The following is a 19,109-nucleotide window of genomic DNA, read 5'->3' as shown; positions in this document are numbered from 1 at the left end:
ATTAAATATCTGCCAGTTCGGCTCTGTCGCCTTTGTCTTGCAACCAGTGGCGACGATCTTCAGCGCGTTTTTTACCAAGAAGCATGTCCATCATGCGGTCTGTTTCTTCTTGATCGTCAATGGTCAATTGCACCAATCGGCGAGTATTCGGATCCATGGTCGTCTCACGCAATTGCAATGGGTTCATTTCACCCAGACCTTTGAATCGCTGAACATCAATTTTCGCGCGCTTCTTGCTCAAGCTTTCTAAGATGCCCGCTTTCTCTGCGTCATCCAGGGCGTAGAACACTTCTTTACCGCAGTCGATACGATAAAGGGGCGGCATTGCCACGTAAACGTGACCCGCTTTAACCAGCGCATGGAAGTGCTTAACAAACAGTGCACAGAGCAAGGTCGCAATGTGAAGACCATCCGAGTCCGCATCCGCGAGGATACAAACCTTGCCATAGCGAAGCCCTGTCAAATCATCGTTATCAGGGTCAATACCCAGCGCCACAGAAATATCATGAACTTCTTGTGAAGCAAGCACCTGATCGGCAGAGACTTCCCACGTATTTAGGATTTTACCGCGCAGCGGCATGATGGCTTGAAACTCACGATCACGCGCTTGTTTGGCTGAACCACCTGCCGAGTCCCCTTCCACGAGGAAGAGTTCAGTACGCGCCAGATCTTGCATTGAACAGTCGGTCAGCTTACCCGGCAATGCAGGGCCAGAAGCGACTTTCTTACGCACGACTTTCTTAGCAGCACGCATACGCTTGTGAGCGTTTGCAATACAGACTTCCGCCAACTGCTCTGCCACTTGAGGACGTTCATTTAGCCACAAGCTAAAAGAGTCTTTCACCACACCTGAAACAAATGCAGCGCACTGACGCGAAGACAAACGCTCTTTGGTTTGCCCTGCAAACTGAGGATCCTGCATTTTGACTGAAAGCACATAGGCACAGCGCTCCCATACATCATCGGCGGTCAGTTTCACGCCACGTGGCAATAGGTTACGGAATTCACAGAACTCACGCATTGCATCAAGAAGGCCCTGACGCAAACCATTAACGTGCGTACCGCCTTGTGCTGTCGGAATCAAGTTAACGTAACTTTCAGTGACGAGTTCGCCACCTTCAGGTAGCCAAATCACCGCCCAGTCGGCTGCTTCATGAGGTGCATTGAAGTCGCCAGTAAACGGCTCAGCAGGCAGCAGTTCATAGCCTTTCACGCCTTCAGCGAGATAGTCTTTCAATCCACTGTCGTAACACCACTTGATGGTTTCATTGGTGTTTTTGTCAGTGAAGACGATCTCTAAGCCTGGGCACAAAACGGCTTTGGCTTTAAGGTTGCTTTTTAGGCGAGAAACAGAAAATTTTGGAGAATCAAAGTACTTAGCATCTGGCCAAAAATGCACTCGCGTGCCTTTCGCTCTGCGTCCGCAAGTACCTGTGACCGTTAAGTCTTGGACTTTGTCACCATGTTCAAAGGCGATTTCATATACCTGACCATCGCGTTTGACAGAAACTTCCACACGGTTCGATAGCGCATTCACCACAGAAATGCCGACACCGTGCAAACCGCCACTAAATTGGTAGTTATTGTTCGAAAACTTACCACCAGCATGCAGTTTACACATGATCAGTTCGACACCCGAAACCCCTTCTTCAGGGTGGATATCAACAGGCATACCTCGGCCGTCATCAATCACTTCAAGTGATTGATCGGCGTGAAGAATGACTTCAACCTTACGTGCATGCCCAGCCAATGCCTCATCGACACTGTTATCGATGACTTCTTGACCAAGGTGGTTAGGACGGGTCGTGTCTGTATACATACCGGGACGACGACGAACCGGTTCAAGACCATTGAGGACTTCAATGGATCCAGCGTTATAAACTTGCTCTGTCATAGATGATTGGTTTCTAAATTTTGTTACATGGTCTGCGATGGTTCGCTTGCTTGTCAAATAATGACACAGCTGATGCGATCTTTCTGTGAGTTACAGTCACAGTCCTAAGAATTGAATAATCTCAGCGGGATATCTATCAAAGCCGACGAAAGCATGATCGCCGCCCGCCTCAACAGTCTGTTTACAGTGCTGATATTTGGAGACGGCCTGCTTGTAATCAAGCACTTCATCACCTTCTTGCTGAAGCAGCCAAATTGAATCGGGATGTGTGATGAATTCTGTATCCAGCGCTTTGAGCTCATCCATATGATGAGGCTCCAGCAAATACTGCTCACCAGTATACGGATTTTGTTGCGGGCCAAGATAATCGGCCAACAACGCATACGGCTTCACAGCAGGGTTAACCAATGCAGCACGAAAGCCATATTTGTTATTGAGCCATGTGGAGAGATACCCTCCTAAAGAACTACCGACCAAACCGATACAATAGTCACCTTTATAACGCTCAACAAGCTGTTCTAGCTGGCTTGCAGCGTCGGCAGGGTAACAGGCGAGGCGGGGAACTTCCAGCTTTATGTCAGGCCGATGAACGTCGCACCAAGTCTTCATTTGCTGCGCTTTTGCTGACAGAGGGGAGCTATTAAAACCGTGGATATAAAGCAGTAAAGGCGCCATGTTTAGTAGCCAGACGAATTCATGTCAGGTTGAAACACGCTGCCGTCCAAACGTCCAATCGTTGAAGTGATGGTGCCGTCTTGATGCAATGAGATTTCTCGCCACCCTGGATTGGTCGAATCAAGAGCAAAATCATCAGAGTCAGGCAGAAACTGAATACACGTCGATGGCGCAGCCATGACTCGACACCCATTTACATTAACGTCTAATGCTTGATGAATATGTCCGCACACAACGCCTTTAACGTTGTTGTACTTTCCTACCAAGCTCCAAAAGTCTTCTTGATTATGAAGCTGATGCTGATCAAGCCAAGCACTGCCGGCAGGAAGTGGATGATGGTGCAACAACACTAAGGTATAGCGATTGGGATTGGCAGAAAGTGCCTGTTCCAGTAACGACAATTGCTCTAGCGACAAACGCCCATGAGGCACGCCTTTTACTTGGCTGTCGAGCATCACTAACTGCCAGTCTTCGCCAACCAATACATGATCGCAACGCACAAGCGTCGATTGCGCCAAGGCTTTTTGCATTTCTGGCTGGTAGTCGTGATTACCCGGTAACCAATAACAAGGCTGAGACCAAGAAGCGATACCATCCACAAAACGCTGATAAGACTCTTCCGTGTGATCTTGAGATAAATCACCCGTTGCGATAATCGCGTCAAACTCTACATTTTTAGCTTGGATCTCAGCCACCACGGCATGATAACTCGCAGCCGTATTCACCCCCAGCAAACAGCCATAAGGATCGGCAAAAAGGTGAGTATCTGTTATTTGCAACAACCGGACGGTCTGGCTGTGTTGGCTAGGTAGATGGCAAGTCCGCAACGTCTTGAAAATCCTGATGGTAAATACGCGTCAACATGTTAACGCGTCAAACTAATAAATAATATTCTGTTTTGCTATTCCGTTTCTCAAACAATGCCCCAGCCAGTCAGAAAGAAACGCATTAATCTGATGTTTCTCATTGCGCTGGTGCATACGTGGATTCGGATAATCATAACTCGGCTGAATTCGAGAAATCTGCTGACTAGTACACACTTCAGCGACTCGTGCATCGTGATACATTCGAACCGTGAGCCGAGGTCTCAAATATTGAGGGATCTCGCCCCGCTGCCAAATATCTAACAGCGTGGTGTAACGTGTCGACTCAACTACATCTAATTGGAACTCATTTCCCTGTATGTCATACACGCAGAACTCCCCGACATCATCCTGACGGGGCATCAGTCGCAGCAACTTGGCATAATTGGTTTCATACATTCGCATCAAGGCAGATAAATCAACCTGATACCCTCGTTTCAACATATCTCTTCCCGCTAGCGGTCCGATGAATGCGTCACTCAATCTTCACGCCACTTTTTTAAGTTTAAAGCTAACCACTGTAACGCGATGATCGACGCCGCGTTTTCAATTTTACCTTCTTCAACCCACTGCATCGCGGTTGTTCGCGGCACAAGGTGAACTAGAATATCTTCGCCTTCTTCAGGCAGACCATGGATGCCTTCAGCATCACTGGCATCAACAATACCCAAATACAAATGAATGCGTTCAGAGCAGCCACCCGAGCTAGAAAGGTAACTGGTCATTGGCACCAATTCATTCACTGAGAGACCAGCCTCTTCTTCGGCTTCACGCACAGCAACCGCATCCGGTATCTCATCTTTGTCGATAATACCCGCGACAATTTCCAACTGCCAAGGCGAAGGGCTCGCGGCCATTGCACCGATGCGGATCTGCTCGACCAGTACGACCTTGTCAGTGACAGGGTCATAAGGGAGCATCGCCACCGCATGCCCTCGCTCGAAAAGCTCACGTTCAATGGTCTCGCTCCAGCCACCAGCAAACAGGCGGTGACGAAAGCGATATTTAACCATCTTAAAGTAACCATTATAGACAACGTCAGAATGTTCAATCTCGACGTCATCTCCACCAAATTGATTTGGGTGCATATTTTGTGGCACGTTTTGTCCCATATAGCCTCCGAGCGGAGTGCAAATGATAAGTCTCACAAATAAGTAGCCGCAATCATAAAGCTTCACTTTTTTGGTATGGATTGCAGAAATATTTGAGTGCCGTCTAAGTTTCGATGCTTTTACGACCAATTTTTCTTAATAAATCCGCACATTGTCAGTTTCAAGTAAGCGAGCATGGTTTACACTAGGCCGATTACCTTTTGGCAATTTATAAAACAACGAAAAGTTCAGGGATTACCTTTATGAAGAAATTGCTTCCCTATTTCATCGGAGTTGCGCTGAGTACAGCAGCTTCAATGGCTAGCGCAGATGATTTGATCCAAGTATACGAACAGGCAAAACAAAGCGACCCACAACTGCTGCAATCAGCGGCTACACGTGATGCTGCCTTTGCTGCTGTTGATACGAATCGCGGTACGCTTTTGCCTCAAATCAATCTTTCTGCTGGTTATAACCTAGCCCGTAACAGCGATGAAGGAACAAATGGTCCTTTCTTCGACACCGACACGCTAACAGCGGGTATCGATTTGAGCCAAGAGCTATTTGACCAAAATAGCTGGATCAATTTAGACATTGCAGAAATCACTGCACGCCAAGCAGATGCTGTTTACGCCGTTGAGCAACAAGGGCTTATCCTTCGCGTCTCTCAATCTTATTTCAACGTATTGCGTGCGATTGATGATCTGATTTTTGTTCGTGCTGAAAAAGCCGCGGTAGGCCGTCAGCTAGAACAAACCAAGCAGCGCTTTGAAGTCGGTCTATCCGCGATCACTGACGTTCATGATGCACAAGCACAATATGACTCAGTACTGGCGCAAGAAATCCTGTCTGAAAACTCAGTGAGCAACAGCTACGAAGAACTACGTGAAATCACAGGCCAACGCCATGAGTCACTGAGTGTTCTTAACACCAAATCGTTCTCGGCTACCCGCCCAGATCAAACGCCTGAAGCACTGGTGAAACAAGCAGAAGAAACGAACTTGAGCCTGTTGGCCCAGCGTATTTCTCGCGATGCGGCGAAAGAGCGCATCAGCTTGGCCGAATCGGGTCATATGCCGTCTCTAACCTTGAACATGGGTTACGGTTACACCGATCAAAACAACAAATCGAATTCAACACGTGATGTGAGCAACAACCAGTTAACGGGTGGCATCAACTTTGCCATGCCGCTATACACGGGTGGCACCATCTCCGCAGGTGTGAAAGAAGCGCAATACAACTATGTATCAGCGTCTGAGCAACTTGAAGGCACCTACCGCACCACAGTGAAAGATGTTCGCGCATTCTACAACAACATCAATGCCAGCATTGGCGCACTGCGTGCGTATGAGCAAACCGTGATTTCACAGCGCTCTGCGTTGGAAGCCACTGAAGCAGGTTTCGAAGTGGGTACGCGTACCATTGTTGACGTATTGGATGCCACGCGCCGCCTTTACGATGCAAACCGCAACCTATCTGATGCACGTTACGACTACATCGTCAGCGTTCTTCAACTTCGTCAAGCAGTGGGTACACTGAGTGAAAATGATCTGGTTGAAGTAAACAGCGGTCTTATCGCACCGAAGAAATAAGCCCTTTGATTATCGTATTTCGTTAAAGTTCGGTTGCTGATAACAGCGCCGAATTTTCTGAAAAAACAAAAAGGCACCGCAGATGCGGTGCCTTTTTTTATTCTTAGCGCCTAGACGGAATCAGTTAGTTATGACCGCTTAAGATTGAATTGATGATTTCAGTGGTTGAGCAACCATCTTCAAAGTTCAGCACCAACACTTCACCGCCAGCAGCGATCACTTCTTTACCACCAGCGATTTCTTCCGGTTTGTAGTCACCACCTTTTACCAGCAAGCTTGGCAGCACATCGCTGATTAAACGCTGAGGGGTTTCTTCACCAAAAGGAACAACCCAATCCACAGCACTCAACCCTGCCAGTACCGCCATGCGGCGATCCGTTGGGTTAACAGGGCGACCAGGACCTTTCAGTCCACGAACAGATTCATCCGTGTTCACAGCCACAATCAAGCGATCGCCCAATTTAGCTGCTTCATTCAGGTAAGCGACGTGACCCGCATGCAGAATGTCGAAACATCCATTAGTCATCACGACTTTCTCGCCACGGGCTTTAGCCATTTGAACGGCAGCAATCAGTTGGTTTTCAGTCACAACACCAAAACCAGATTGGTGGCTACCGTGTACCGCTTCTGTCAACTCAATGGTAGACAATGTTGACGTACCCAGTTTACCCACAACCACGCCCGCTGCAGCATTCGCCAATGCACATGCATCAGCCAGTGATTTACCCGCTGCTAGCGATGACGCCAACACAGAAATCACGGTATCGCCTGCACCTGTCACGTCATACACTTCTTTCGCCAGTGTTGGCAGGTTCAAAGGCTCGTGACCTTCTTGCAACAGCATCATGCCGTGTTCGCTGCGAGTAACAAGCAATGCGTCGAATTCAAACTTACGGATAAGCCCTAAGCCTTTTTCGATGATGTCATCTTCACAAAGACACGCGCCTACCACGGTTTCAAATTCACTCATGTTAGGCGTTAGAAGCGTTGCGCCGCGGTAACGTTCAAAATCTGCGCCTTTAGGATCAACCAGCGTTGGAATTCCCGCACTACGCGCCAATTGGATCATCGGCTGAACATTCTCTAGCGCACCTTTCGCGTAATCAGACAAGATCATCGCTTTGGTTTGCGGTAACGCGGCTTCAATGCGCTCAAGAATCGGTTGCACATCCACGTTACGGAAGCTTTCTTCAAAATCCAGACGGATAAGTTGTTGGTTACGGCTCATCACGCGCAGTTTCGTGATGGTAGGGTAATCCGCCAAGCCAACAAAATGACAATCCACTTTCAGTGAACTCAAGGTGTCATTCAGCACCTGAGCTTGTTCATCCTGACCAACAAGGCCAATCAGTCGCGCTTTGCCGCCAAGCGCTGCAATATTCATTGCCACGTTCGCCGCGCCGCCTGGACGTTCTTCAGTTTGACTGATTTGCACCACAGGAACAGGTGCTTCAGGTGAAATACGGCCAGTTGGGCCATACCAGTAACGGTCTAGCATTACATCACCAACAACCAGAACGTCGGCTTGCTGATAGTCAGGCAAAGTGAGTTTCATCGTTTTCTCCACGGACAAAGGAACGTTGGCGATAATATCATAAAGCCCTCGAAGCAACAGCCGATTAGGGCTATCTCTCCTTCACTAACACACTGAAACATGCATCTTAGTCAAAGTTAAGGTTACAATGCGTTTCTTCTGTATATCGACTGAGTCAGGAAACACATAATCGCCATGAGTCGAACACACGACGCACCGACATTCCAATGGTCTTATCTACACCCTAAATATCTGCATACGTGGATTGGTGTTGGCCTGATGTTTCTCATCAGTTGGCTGCCATATCGCGTTCAGCGCTTCTTAGGTCAGAACCTTGGTCTTCTGATCATGAAGCTGTTCAAAAGCCGTCGAAAAATCGCCGAGCGTAACCTTCAACTCTGTTTTCCTGAAATGACAGGCGGCGAGCGAGACGCCATGTTGAAAGAAAACTTTCAACATATGGGGTTAGCCCTATTTGAAACCTGCATGGCATGGTTTTGGCCGCAATGGCGTATTAAGAAACACATGAAATACGTCGGCTTTGAGCAACTTGACGAGATAAGTGCAAGTGAACAAGGCGTACTGATTGTCGCCGTTCACTCTTTTAACCTAGAGTTAGGCGCTCGCGCATTTGGTGTGCACACCTCCGGTTACGGCGTTTATCGTCCAAACACCAACCCTGTGTACGATTGGTTTCAATACCGAGGCCGCACCCGTGAAAATGGTGCGATTGAACGCCGCGATGTAAAACGTATGGTTAAAGAACTGCGTAAGGGCGAGTTACTTTGGTATGCGCCAGACCACGACTACGGTCGCCATCGCTACGCATGGGCTCCCTTTTTTGCAGTAGAAAAAGCCTGTACAACGACAGGTACGCACCTTCTAGCTTCTGCAGGCAAAGCGAAAGTGATGACATTTACCATCACGCGTGATCGCAACGGCACAGGGTATACGCTGACCCTAGACCCACCAATGGATGCCTTCCCGTATGACGACGAAGAAGCCGCTGCCATTTACACCAACAAATTTGTAGAGCGCTCTATCATGCGAGCACCTGAGCAATACATGTGGTTGCATCGCCGCTTCAAAAGCCGTCCTGAAGGTGAGCCGTCGCTTTATGACTAATACTCGCCATCACAGACAATGATCGCGAAAAAGCCAGCATCACTGCTGGCTTTTTTGTGTCGAGCTATCGGGCTATTAGGTGCGCATTTATTCCATCCATGCTTTCCACGCATCACGCACCACTTTGCGCTCATGACAGAAACGATCATTGGCGATTTCGACAGACGCATCCAACAAGTTGAGACGATGGATTTCATCACGCATTGCCACATAAGCATCACGCAGTGCAAGGGCTTGAGCTGGGACTAAAATCCCCGCTTGCGCCATGTCCTCAAGAATACGGACGTTATCACTCCAACGTGTTAATCCTGATTCGTCCTGACTATTCGCAAGCACCAAAAATTGCGTCAGGAACTCGATATCCGTTATCCCACCGGGATCTTGCTTAACGTGAAACTTACCGCTCTCTTTACTACCAAGATGCTCGCGCATTTTCACTCGCATATCAGCCACGTCTTTTCTCAGCACATCCACGTCACGGGCTTGAGTCAGTACCTGTTTACGCACTTTGGCAAAACCTTGACCCAACGCCGCATCACCATAGATCATACGTGTACGCACCAAGGCCTGATGCTCCCACGTCCAAGCCTCTGTGTTTTGGTATTCTTGGAAAGACTCCAACGTTGTCACCAGCATGCCTGACGCGCCAGACGGACGCAGGCGAGTATCAATTTCATACAATACGCCCGAAGCCGTGCGCGTAGAGAATAGATGAACAATACGCTGAGCCAGACGAAGGTAGAACTGGCGACCATCAATTTCTTTCGGGCCATCGGTATACACATTGTCAGGGCAGTCATGCAAGAACACCACGTCCAGATCCGAGCCATACCCCAGCTCTATCCCACCGACTTTGCCATAGCCAACGACCGCAAAACCACGACCATCTCGCCCAAGCAAATGCGACGGTTGACCATATTTCTCCGCCATTTGATACCACGCCTGATTCACCACCGCTTCCACAATGGCTTCAGCAAGATAGGTCAAATGGTCGCTCACTTTCATCACGGGCAATACACCCGCAATATCTGCCGCCGCAATGCGCAGTAACTGAGTTTGCTTGTATTGGCGGATCATTTCCATTTGCTGCTCCATATCCTCTTCAGGAATACGGGCCAAGAAATCAAACAGCTCGTTGCGGTATTGATCGAGCGGTGTCGGGTTATAAAGGTGCTGGAGATCCAGCAACTCATCCAACAGGATAGGATACGCGGCCAATTGCTCCGCAACCATTGGGCTAGCGCCACACAAACGCACCAACTGCGTGATCGCACCGTGGTGCTCATCAAGCAACTCAAGGTAGGTGGTACGGGTCGCAATTCGCACTAACAGCTTTAACACTCGTTCGAGCACTGCAAGGCTATCTTCACGACAGACAATTTGGCTGAGAACCACTGGCATCAGACGGTTCATCACTTCACGGCCGCGAGGCCCCAACGTCCGTTTCGCGAGTTCTTCTTTAAAGCTCAATAAGGCCTTCGCTTTTTCAGCGGCATGATTGGCTGAGATATCGAACAAGATCTTTTCGACCAAATCAGGATCGCGGGCGGCATCCCAAATCTCACTAAAATCTTCAGCGATCTTCTCACCACCACTGTCTTCTTCATCACCAATCAGATCATCAAAAACGGTATGAACGCCTTGCATGTGACCACCGATCGCAGCCAACAGATCGTCCCAGCTTGCTTCTCCCATTGCGATCGCCAAACGTGATTGATCGATAGGTTTATCCGGCAAGGTTTGTGTCTGTTTGTCGTCAATCGCCTGCAGCAGGTTTTCAACACGGCGTAAATAACGATATGACGCTTCCAGCGTATCCACCTCAGGATCCGGTAACAGACCCAGTTCACGAATCGCATAGAGCGTGAAGAAAAGACCACGTCGGCGAAGAATAGGATCTCGTCCCCCCCGGATAAGCTGGAATGATTGCGCGATAAATTCGATTTCACGAATGCCACCCGCCCCCAACTTGATGTTGTTACTAAGCCCACGGCGGCGCACTTCACTGCGGATCATCGCTTTCATGCGACGTAATGATTGGATCGCACTGAAATCGATATAACGACGGAAAACAAAAGGACGCAGCATTTGGCGTAACGTTTGGTAGCAATCAAATTGCTCTTTGCCCATCACACGCGCTTTTATCATCGCGTAACGTTCCCAATCCCGCCCTTGCTCTTGGTAGTAATCTTCCAGTGCCGCAAAACTCATCACCAAAGGACCACTATCGCCAAACGGACGCAATCGCATATCGACGCGATAACAGAAACCATCGAATGTGTGTTGATCCAGCGCTTTGATCAATCGCTGTCCCAAGCGGGTAAAGAATTGTGCATTGGCAATGCTGCGGCGTGCGCCCTGTGTTTCACCGTTTTCAGGGTAGGTAAAGATAAGATCAATATCAGACGAAAAGTTCAGTTCACCACCACCGAGTTTCCCCATACCGAGGATCAACATAGGCTGTGGGTTTCCATCAGCATCGCAAGGGGTCCCCCAGTCGGTGCAACATTGGCGATAAAGCCAACCATAGGCCTCCATAATCAATGCTTCAGCCAACTTAGACAGGTGCGACAGGCTGTCATCCAATGACATGGTGTTATTAAAATCATGCCACGCAAGCCACGTCATTTCCTGCCTGCGAAAACGACGCAGTTCTCGCATCAAACTGTTTTCGTCTTGCTGTTCATCAAGCTTTGCTTTGAGGCGCTCGCGATACTGTGGTGCACGCAAACCTGATGACAGATTTTGCTCAAGCCAAGGTAGCAAGGTACTGTCATGCAAGATGGATTCAGCAATAAAATCGCTCAACGCCAATGTACGTATCAGCGTTTCGCGAGACGCGCCTTGCCAACTGGCAAGGTTATCCGACTGATTTTCAACAAGTGCTTCTAACCTGCGTGTCGCGCAAGTTTCCAGTTCCATGGGCAACGACATCTGATATTTTTCCTATCACAAAATGCTATTTTTAGTTTCTTCGCTAATTTTCTAGCCAATATCCTCTTTAAAATATCATAAAAAAAGCCCGCACAAGGTGCAGGCTTCTTGATTCTCGTACAGGGACTAGACGGCAAACTCTTTTATTTTCAGATCCAGCGCTTCCGCATTGTTTTGCATTTCGCCAGACGTTTCTGCCAGCTCAGTCACCACGGTCACCGATGCTTGTACCAACTCCCTCACATTGTTCAGGTTCAGGTTCATTTCATCCGTGACCGAGGATTGTTGCTCCGCAGCCGTCGCGATGTGGAAATTCATGTCATTGATTTGAGCGATCTGTTCAACAATCAGGTTCAGTTCATCACCCGCCTTGCTCACCGATTCTACGCTCTCAACCGCTTCCACGACGCTCTGCTCCATCAAGCCCACCGCTTGTTGAGCTGATGATTGCAACTGGCTGATCATATCCTGAATTTCAACCGTCGCTTTTTGTGTGCTTTGCGCCAGATTTCGCACTTCATCAGCAACCACAGCAAAACCTCGGCCTTGTTCACCCGCTCGTGCCGCTTCAATCGCTGCATTCAAAGCCAGTAAGTTCGTTTGCTCAGAGATCCCTTGAATGGTAACCACCACAGAGCTGATTTTTTCGACGCGCTCTTCAACTTGATTGACCACTTTTGCCGATTCACGAATATCGTCAGACAGTTTATTGATCGTTCCAATGGTATTGCTGACATATTGCTGACCGCTGACCGCCTGCGCACGTGAATTTTCAGTCGCTTGCGACGCTGCACGAGCATGGCCTGCGACTTCTTGTACCGTCGATGTCATTTCACTCATGGCCGATGCAAGCTGATCAATTTCACCAAATTGCTCTTTCGTCGATTCTCGCGTTTCATCCATACTGATGGTCATCACTTCTGCCAAAGAGGACAGATCTTCAGATGAGATTCGTTGCGTTTTGATCACGCCAGCTAGCTGAATTCGGGTTTTCTCTAGCTCACGGGCCAATTCACCAAACTCATCATCGCACTCCATCACCACGGGCTGGCTCAAATTCCGACGTGCCATCTCACGAATGCAATCAATCAAGTAGTTGATCTGGCGAAGCATGAGTCGAGAGCCACCAAGCAGAATCACCATAAACGCGACAATCATAAATGCGGTCTGCCAAGCCACTTGCACGAGGTAGGCTTGGTAATACTGATTTGCTGCAGAATCAGGTTGTGATGCAACGGCTAACCACTCTGTTCCCCTAACTGGCACAACAAAGCCATGACGATCTTGTCCCGTCAGGTGATAGGTGAAGTCGCTCTGCGCATTACGCATTTGCTCGTCCAGCATGCGCCCATTTTTGAGTGATAGGTTTAACCCTTTAAAATCACGAATCGTTGGGTGTGCAAGAACTTCACCAGTAGATGGGTTAGCGAAAAAGACATATTCATTGTCTGTGCTGGTCGCGTTCTCACGGTTGGCCACATTTTCCAGCAATGTGCTTCCTTGAGGCTGCGTAAGGAGTACGTTGGCAAGTTCAGCGCTGCGTAACGCCTGACTATGGCTGTGCGTTTCCGTCACAGTAATAACGGATTCTCGAAATGTATTGGCATCCCACAGTTGCTTTGCGATCAGCAACACGGTACTAAATACCATCAGCAGCACAAGTTTAGGGACGAGTTTGATGTTACTAACAGCCTTTTCCCAAGGCTTGAATATCATCTTGGACATTCTACGTGACTCCTTAATCGTGGCTTCGCATCGGTTGCGATACACTAAAGCGATGAGGCATCGTGGCTTCAATTCGCCCTATTTTTAACGACAGCAAAGGCAATTCATTGAGTGATGACTGACTCTAAAACACAAAACCTAGATCTCAATCCGATGAGCTTGTTGAGCTTAGCGCTCTCTTTCGTTTCATTGTGTGTTGTCAGTACCATTCTGTTATTGCCCAAAAGTGATCCCCTTTATACCTTACTGCTCGGTATCGACACGCTGATTTGTCTAATTTTCTTGCTCCAACTCTCGATACATTTTCTTAAAAGTGACAAAAAGCTCAATTATTTGAAAACACACTGGATCGACATACTTGCAAGTATTCCCGTTGTCGAAGCCCTTCGGTTTGCTCGTGTGTTCCAAATTTTCAGGGTGATCAGATTGCTCAAAGTCAGCGAACCGTTGCTGACATACATGGGAAAAAATCGCAACGAAACCACGCTAGCCAGCATACTGCTGCTCATGACCTTGCTGATTTCGACGGGTTCTGCCGCCATTTTTACCTTTGAAAGCCCTGCAGAAAACGCCAACATCACGAGTCTGACTGATGCAATCTGGTGGATGTTTGTCACCATTTCTACGGTTGGGTATGGCGATCATTACCCGGTGACGCCAGTGGGACGAGCCATCTCCGTTATTGTGATCATTTGTGGCGTCGCTATTTTTGGTGCGGTCACTGGCTTAGTCGCGTCTTACATCACTAAGCCAGAGAAGAAAGAGCAGGAACAATCCGAACGTCAGCGCGAAGCCTTGGAAACCATATTGAACCAGCAAGAGAAAATCCTCACTCGCTTATCCGCTATGGAAGAGCGCTTAGATGTGCTTTCGCCAACGACATCCCAACAAATAGCGACACCGCCCTCAGCGCCGCGTCCCAAGTAAGCAAGCGATGTTACTGGTCCCAGTGACAACTCTGGTTCTGGCTCAGATACACAGACAAAAAAATAGCGCCATCAGGCGCTATTTTTCATCTCTAGATCTCGTTTTAAGATCGGGCTTGAGGCAAGCCTACTCGTCCCAGTAAGGGTCCAGGTTTAATCCAATTTGACGCGATTGCATCATGGCATGGGACAAGGATTCTTCCTTGCGTCGCAGCCATTTCTCAATCTGCGCTTTGTCTTCCTCGCTGAAGTCTTCTTCCTCAGCCAACTTGCGCACCGGATCGAGCAACAAAATGTCGTCAATGCCTTGAAGAAGATCCAGCCAAGGCAACCTGAACGTCTCACGATCTTCTACATCATAAAGTGCAGCAACACAGCACCCCGACAACAAATTACGCGTCAGGCGTGGTTGTTGATCCAAGTAGCCAAATCGATCCAATTCATGCTCAAGCGAAAATACACTTAGCAGTTCGTTCCAAGACGTCGTTAATGCGCGGTTTGCAAAGCTTCGAATTGGCTCGGCCAACTTCTCGCGGGCTTTGTCATCCAAAAACGGTTGCCAGCCTCGTGTCAAAATCCATCGGCTAAGATCAAGCAACAAATTGCAGTAACGCGCAGAGTGAAGTAATTCAAGCACTTCCGAACGTTCAGGCAGCGCTTCATAGTTCTCACTCAACTTGGCTAACAACGGCTTTTGCACGTTCAGCTTTCTCAGGAAATAGCCTTTGTCATCCACCAAACGCTCAATAGCTCGCGCTTCGTTGATCCAATCCAGCTCACCTTCTAACCATTGCAGCTCTTGGCGAAGCAACGCACTGGCACGGCGCGGTATTAAACCACCGTATAAAGCTAATGCTTGGCGGATCAACGCCACCGCATTGCACATTTCGAAAATAGCGTCTGGCTCAGGCCGTTCAACATACACTTGTTCGTGGTAATGCCAATGCTCAAGTGCATGTTCTAACGCAGTAACAAATGCTTGCTCGGTGGACTCGGAATCACCCACCTTCACAATCGATAACGGTTTAACAAGGTCGCCTTGATACCCCGTAGCAAGGCGATAGCCTCGCGCAGCTTTACTCAAGTTACCTAGACGCAAGCCGCCGTTTTCAGCCAGCTCGCGGGCTAACACAAACAAAGCATCCGTTTGGCCTGATTTCAGTTCAATCTCTACCTCACAGATAGGATCGTAGCCACCATCAGTGGTGGTGACATCACCGCAATCAAAAGCCAGCTCAACCTGACTGCTGTCGGGCATCGCAAGTAACCATTGTTGGCGTTCAAAATCAGTCGAAAAAAGAGGGTGAATGTTGGCAGCAAGCGCCTCGACATCTAGCCCTGCAGGCCAAGCATCGGCGGGGATCAACGAAAGGTCGGGAACCGGAGAGTCAAGCTCCGCATTGTATTCTGGTCGTTGGTGAAGGCCTGCAACAACACGTCCGGCGGTCTTTAGGGTTTGTACAAATACATCGTCGTATCGTCTTACCCGCAAGCCAATATCGTGCTGGCGCAGCAAAAAATCAGGGGTATCGTAGTAGATATTGCCGAGGTTTCGCTGGCGTTGCTGCAATACCTTTAAATCAGCAATTTTGTCTCGGATCTGTCGCGAAAAATCGGACGAGACAAAAAACTTTAACTCTATCTCAGTTTCCATAAAGGTACCTATAACCAATAGCCAAACAAGAATATGGGGAATTGGGCACTCGAGCAAGAGACTTTCATTGATCTGAAACGGTATCAATGAGAATGTGATTGCGTTAACATTCGCCGCTTGTACACCATCGTGTAAAATTTAGTCCGCACTCAATGCTGACTTGATAGGTAGATACGGCTATGCCAGTAAATACAATCATGGGGCTATTCGCAAAGAGCCCTTTAAAACCTTTGCAACGTCACGTGAGCCGCGTCAATGACTGCTGCTCTTTGCTAGTACCTTTTTTTGCTGAATGTGAAAAAGGGGATTGGGTGGCAGCAGAGTCTTTGCGACACGAAATTTCGACGCTAGAAAAAGAAGCGGATGTCTTGAAGCGCGAAATTCGTCTCAAATTACCTCGTGGTCTTTTTCTCCCTGTAGACCGCACCGATATGCTTGACCTGCTGACTCAGCAAGACAAGCTAGCCAACCTCGCCAAAGACATTGCTGGTCGCGTTATTGGCCGACAACTTCAGGTTCCTTCCCTTCTTTACCCAGACTTTGTTGCTTATGTGCAGCGCTGTCTCGACGCCGCCGATCAGGCGCGCCGCGTTATTAGTGAATTGGATGAATTACTCGAAACTGGCTTTAAAGGACGTGAAGTTACGCTAGTGGAAGAGATGATCAATCAATTGGATGCCATCGAAGATGACACCGATACGATGCAAATTCACCTACGTCAGCAACTAATGTCAATCGAGAGTGAATACAATCCGGTTGATGTGATGTTCCTGTACAAGATCCTTGAATGGGTCGGCGAAATCGCCGATCAAGCACAACGTGTTGGCTCGCGTCTTGAGCTTATGCTTTCTCGTTCGTAGTGCAACGTTCACCGAACAAATAACAAGGTAAGACAATGGAAATCCTAGCGAATTACGGCACCATCATTATTTTGGTGGCCGCGGCTTTTGGTTTCATGATGGCTATTGGTATTGGCGCAAACGACGTTGCGAATGCCATGGGAACATCTGTTGGTTCTAAAGCACTCACCGTTAAACAAGCAATCATCATTGCGATGATTTTTGAGTTTGCGGGTGCATATCTCGCCGGTGGCGAAGTGACCGACACCATCCGTAAAGGCGTCATCGACACCTCTCTCTATGCTAGCCAGCCCGAAGTATTGGTCTACGGCATGATGGCAGCCCTGCTTGCCGCTGGCACCTGGCTTCTGCTCGCCTCTTTCATGGGTTGGCCTGTATCAACGACCCACTCCATCATTGGCGCTATCATTGGTTTCGCTTGCGTATCTGTCGGTACTGAAGCCGTAGATTGGGCGTCAGTGCAAGGTATTGTGGGCAGTTGGATTGTTACTCCCCTGATCTCAGGCATTTTTGCTTACGTGATTTTTGTCAGCGCACAACGTCTGATTTTTGATACCGACAAACCGCTGATCAACGCCAAACGCTTTGTACCTGTTTACATGTTTTTGACGGCTTTGATCATCGCTATGGTCACCATCAAAAAGGGCTTGAAGCATGTAGGCTTGCACCTAACTACGGGTGAAGCGGTCATGGTTTCAATCGCCATCTCTGCACTGATCATGATGTTTGGTTACGTCTACATCAACCGTAAATACAAAGATGATGTCCCGGGAACCAACGGGTACCAAGGTGTAGAACGTGTATTTAGCCTTCTCATGGTGGTGACCGCATGTGCCATGGCATTTGCCCACGGTTCTAACGACGTTGCCAATGCAATTGGTCCCCTATCTGCTATCGTTTCAACGGTAGAGAACATGGGTCAACTGTCAGAGAAAACGCAAATCGCATGGTGGATATTGCCACTGGGTGGCGCGGGTATCGTCGTCGGTCTGGCAACGCTTGGTCATAAAGTAATGGCAACCGTCGGTACGGGCATTACTGAACTGACACCAAGCCGTGGTTTTGCCGCGCAGCTAGCAACCGCATCAACCGTTGTTCTAGCATCAGGCACTGGCTTGCCAATCTCTACCACACAGACGCTAGTCGGTGCGGTACTGGGTGTAGGCTTTGCTCGTGGTATTGGCGCACTGAACTTAGGTGTGGTCAGAAACATCGTGGCATCTTGGGTGGTTACCCTACCAGCGGGTGCGCTGTTAGCCGTGATTTTCTTCTTCATGATGCAGGCAATCTTCGGGTTGTAACCACGCCAAGAAAGGCATTTCCGTCACGTTTTTGTGCAGTGATGTCAGTCTTCGGTTAAAAAAGGGAGGTTATGCCTCCCTTTTGTTGTACCTAGCCCCGAAAATTTTTTAGTATCTGATACCAATCGCATGGTGTTTCCGCTCGAAGATTGCCAAAGCAACCCTGAGCAAGACACATAGACGAAATAAAGACAAACTAACGACACTCACGAACAACCAAAGGAAGAATCCGTGAAGCAACTTTTCTCTGCCCTGGCTGTGTTGATGATGCTAGTGGTCCCATTGGCACACGCTAAGGACAACTACATCTCTGACGAACTTTTCACTTACATGCATTCTGGCCCGGGTTCCCAATATCGCATTATTGGTAGCGTGGATGCGGGAACGAAGATTACAGTTGTGGACCGTAACCGTAATGCAGGTTACAGCCAAGTGATTGATGATCGCGGTCGTAAAGGCTGGGTCGAAACCAAATATGTCACCAACCAGCCGGGTCTAAAAACCCGTCTACCTGCTTTGGAAGAAGAGCTTTCCCGAGTCAAATCTGCATTAGAAAGTGCACAAGGCGATACGGAAGCAAAAACCAAAGGATTAATTTCATCGCTAGAGCAGCGCAATGCACAAGTACAAGAGCTTGAGCAGCACACCAGTGAACTGAATCAAAAGCTGATTGATGCACAGACTGAAATCCGCGAATTGCGTGCACGTATCGACACACAGAAAGACGACCTACTGATGCGTTACTTCACCTATGGTGGCATGGTTGCCGGTGGTGGCTTGCTGTTTGGTTTGATTTTGCCGCATCTTATTCCACGCCGTAAGAAACGTAATAACGGTTGGGCGTAAGCCTACGAAAGATTCAACACGAAAAAGCCGCGAAAGCGGCTTTTTTTGGTTTGGGTATAAGGAAAGGAACGCCCTAAGGTCCGGGTTCT

General features: G+C 48.5%; 15 protein-coding genes. 6 read left to right on the top strand and 9 right to left on the bottom strand.

The window, feature by feature from the left end:
* Window position 1: 1 nt before the first annotated feature.
* From parE to nudF, 5 genes are all read right to left on the bottom strand, one after another.
* On the bottom strand, window positions 2-1,894 hold the full coding sequence (parE, locus tag L4D06_RS19910; protein ID WP_274166757.1) for a DNA topoisomerase IV subunit B: 1,893 nt from the start codon (window positions 1,892-1,894) through the stop codon (window positions 2-4).
* Window positions 1,895-1,990: 96 nt separating this feature from the next.
* Window positions 1,991-2,569: an esterase YqiA gene (yqiA, locus tag L4D06_RS19905; protein WP_274166756.1), complete on the bottom strand. Its 579-nt coding sequence runs from the start codon at window positions 2,567-2,569 to the stop codon at window positions 1,991-1,993.
* Window positions 2,570-2,571: 2 nt separating this feature from the next.
* Entirely contained in the window at window positions 2,572-3,396 is an 825-nt protein-coding gene (gene cpdA / locus L4D06_RS19900; protein ID WP_274166755.1) for a 3',5'-cyclic-AMP phosphodiesterase, read from the bottom strand.
* Window positions 3,397-3,447: 51 nt separating this feature from the next.
* Window positions 3,448-3,876, bottom strand: a complete 429-nt coding sequence (locus tag L4D06_RS19895; RefSeq protein ID WP_429740887.1) for a DUF1249 family protein — start codon at window positions 3,874-3,876, stop codon at window positions 3,448-3,450.
* A gap of 35 nt (window positions 3,877-3,911) precedes the next feature.
* Complete coding sequence (gene nudF / locus L4D06_RS19890; protein ID WP_429740885.1) at window positions 3,912-4,544, bottom strand: ADP-ribose diphosphatase; 633 nt, start codon at window positions 4,542-4,544, stop codon at window positions 3,912-3,914.
* Window positions 4,545-4,786: 242 nt separating this feature from the next.
* Here nudF and tolC point away from each other — a divergent pair, with 242 nt between their 5' ends.
* Window positions 4,787-6,115 carry an outer membrane channel protein TolC gene (tolC, locus tag L4D06_RS19885; RefSeq protein ID WP_429740883.1) on the top strand — a complete coding sequence of 443 codons (1,329 nt, stop codon included), beginning with the start codon at window positions 4,787-4,789 and terminating at the stop codon, window positions 6,113-6,115.
* 124 nt (window positions 6,116-6,239) lie between these two features.
* On the opposite strand, the gene hldE is transcribed toward tolC, so the two are convergent.
* Window positions 6,240-7,670 carry a bifunctional D-glycero-beta-D-manno-heptose-7-phosphate kinase/D-glycero-beta-D-manno-heptose 1-phosphate adenylyltransferase HldE gene (hldE, locus tag L4D06_RS19880; protein WP_274166751.1) on the bottom strand — a complete coding sequence of 477 codons (1,431 nt, stop codon included), beginning with the start codon at window positions 7,668-7,670 and terminating at the stop codon, window positions 6,240-6,242.
* 174 nt (window positions 7,671-7,844) lie between these two features.
* Between hldE and lpxL the strand changes: the two genes are divergently transcribed.
* Entirely contained in the window at window positions 7,845-8,774 is a 930-nt protein-coding gene (gene lpxL, locus L4D06_RS19875; protein ID WP_429740881.1) for an LpxL/LpxP family Kdo(2)-lipid IV(A) lauroyl/palmitoleoyl acyltransferase, read from the top strand.
* Window positions 8,775-8,861: 87 nt separating this feature from the next.
* On the opposite strand, the gene glnE is transcribed toward lpxL, so the two are convergent.
* Together glnE and L4D06_RS19865 are read right to left on the bottom strand one after the other, a co-directional pair.
* Window positions 8,862-11,708, bottom strand: a complete 2,847-nt coding sequence (gene glnE / locus L4D06_RS19870) for a bifunctional [glutamate--ammonia ligase]-adenylyl-L-tyrosine phosphorylase/[glutamate--ammonia-ligase] adenylyltransferase (RefSeq protein WP_429740879.1) — start codon at window positions 11,706-11,708, stop codon at window positions 8,862-8,864.
* A 126-nt stretch (window positions 11,709-11,834) separates the two neighbouring features.
* The gene (locus L4D06_RS19865; protein ID WP_429740877.1) at window positions 11,835-13,433 is read right to left on the bottom strand and encodes a methyl-accepting chemotaxis protein; all 1,599 of its coding nucleotides are present in this window, start codon (window positions 13,431-13,433) and stop codon (window positions 11,835-11,837) included.
* A gap of 114 nt (window positions 13,434-13,547) precedes the next feature.
* Between L4D06_RS19865 and L4D06_RS19860 the strand changes: the two genes are divergently transcribed.
* On the top strand, window positions 13,548-14,360 hold the full coding sequence (locus L4D06_RS19860) for a potassium channel family protein (RefSeq protein WP_429740875.1): 813 nt from the start codon (window positions 13,548-13,550) through the stop codon (window positions 14,358-14,360).
* Between the two features lie 126 nt (window positions 14,361-14,486).
* Here L4D06_RS19860 and L4D06_RS19855 read toward each other — a convergent pair whose 3' ends face one another.
* A complete protein-coding gene (locus tag L4D06_RS19855; RefSeq protein WP_429740873.1) occupies window positions 14,487-16,013 on the bottom strand; it encodes a CYTH and CHAD domain-containing protein in 1,527 nt (508 codons plus the stop codon).
* A 179-nt stretch (window positions 16,014-16,192) separates the two neighbouring features.
* On the opposite strand from L4D06_RS19855, the gene L4D06_RS19850 reads away from it, so the two are divergent.
* From L4D06_RS19850 to L4D06_RS19840, 3 genes are all read left to right on the top strand, one after another.
* A complete protein-coding gene (locus tag L4D06_RS19850; protein WP_274166745.1) occupies window positions 16,193-16,873 on the top strand; it encodes a TIGR00153 family protein in 681 nt (226 codons plus the stop codon).
* Between the two features lie 35 nt (window positions 16,874-16,908).
* Window positions 16,909-18,174, top strand: coding sequence for an inorganic phosphate transporter (locus L4D06_RS19845; RefSeq protein ID WP_274166744.1), 1,266 nt, complete (start codon window positions 16,909-16,911; stop codon window positions 18,172-18,174).
* A 231-nt stretch (window positions 18,175-18,405) separates the two neighbouring features.
* Window positions 18,406-19,020, top strand: coding sequence for a TIGR04211 family SH3 domain-containing protein (locus L4D06_RS19840; protein WP_429740871.1), 615 nt, complete (start codon window positions 18,406-18,408; stop codon window positions 19,018-19,020).
* The last annotated feature ends 89 nt before the right edge of the window (window positions 19,021-19,109 follow it).

Origin of the sequence: Enterovibrio makurazakiensis, assembly GCF_050336585.1 — a bacterium.
In the GTDB taxonomy this organism is placed as follows: domain Bacteria; phylum Pseudomonadota; class Gammaproteobacteria; order Enterobacterales; family Vibrionaceae; genus Enterovibrio; species Enterovibrio gelatinilyticus.
Note: the sequence above shows the minus strand (reverse complement) of the source record. Positions and strands in the feature narration are given on the sequence as shown.

Coding starts and splice junctions, on each gene's coding strand:
- L4D06_RS19850 (WP_274166745.1), top strand. CDS start 16,193: ATGCCAGTAAATACAATCATGGGGCTATTCGCAAAGAGCCCTTTAAAA.
- L4D06_RS19895 (WP_429740887.1), bottom strand. CDS start 3,876: ATGTTGAAACGAGGGTATCAGGTTGATTTATCTGCCTTGATGCGAATG.
- parE (WP_274166757.1), bottom strand. CDS start 1,894: ATGACAGAGCAAGTTTATAACGCTGGATCCATTGAAGTCCTCAATGGT.
- L4D06_RS19855 (WP_429740873.1), bottom strand. CDS start 16,013: ATGGAAACTGAGATAGAGTTAAAGTTTTTTGTCTCGTCCGATTTTTCG.
- hldE (WP_274166751.1), bottom strand. CDS start 7,670: ATGAAACTCACTTTGCCTGACTATCAGCAAGCCGACGTTCTGGTTGTT.
- lpxL (WP_429740881.1), top strand. CDS start 7,845: ATGAGTCGAACACACGACGCACCGACATTCCAATGGTCTTATCTACAC.
- L4D06_RS19865 (WP_429740877.1), bottom strand. CDS start 13,433: ATGTCCAAGATGATATTCAAGCCTTGGGAAAAGGCTGTTAGTAACATC.
- glnE (WP_429740879.1), bottom strand. CDS start 11,708: ATGTCGTTGCCCATGGAACTGGAAACTTGCGCGACACGCAGGTTAGAA.
- yqiA (WP_274166756.1), bottom strand. CDS start 2,569: ATGGCGCCTTTACTGCTTTATATCCACGGTTTTAATAGCTCCCCTCTG.
- tolC (WP_429740883.1), top strand. CDS start 4,787: ATGAAGAAATTGCTTCCCTATTTCATCGGAGTTGCGCTGAGTACAGCA.
- L4D06_RS19845 (WP_274166744.1), top strand. CDS start 16,909: ATGGAAATCCTAGCGAATTACGGCACCATCATTATTTTGGTGGCCGCG.
- L4D06_RS19860 (WP_429740875.1), top strand. CDS start 13,548: ATGACTGACTCTAAAACACAAAACCTAGATCTCAATCCGATGAGCTTG.
- nudF (WP_429740885.1), bottom strand. CDS start 4,544: ATGGGACAAAACGTGCCACAAAATATGCACCCAAATCAATTTGGTGGA.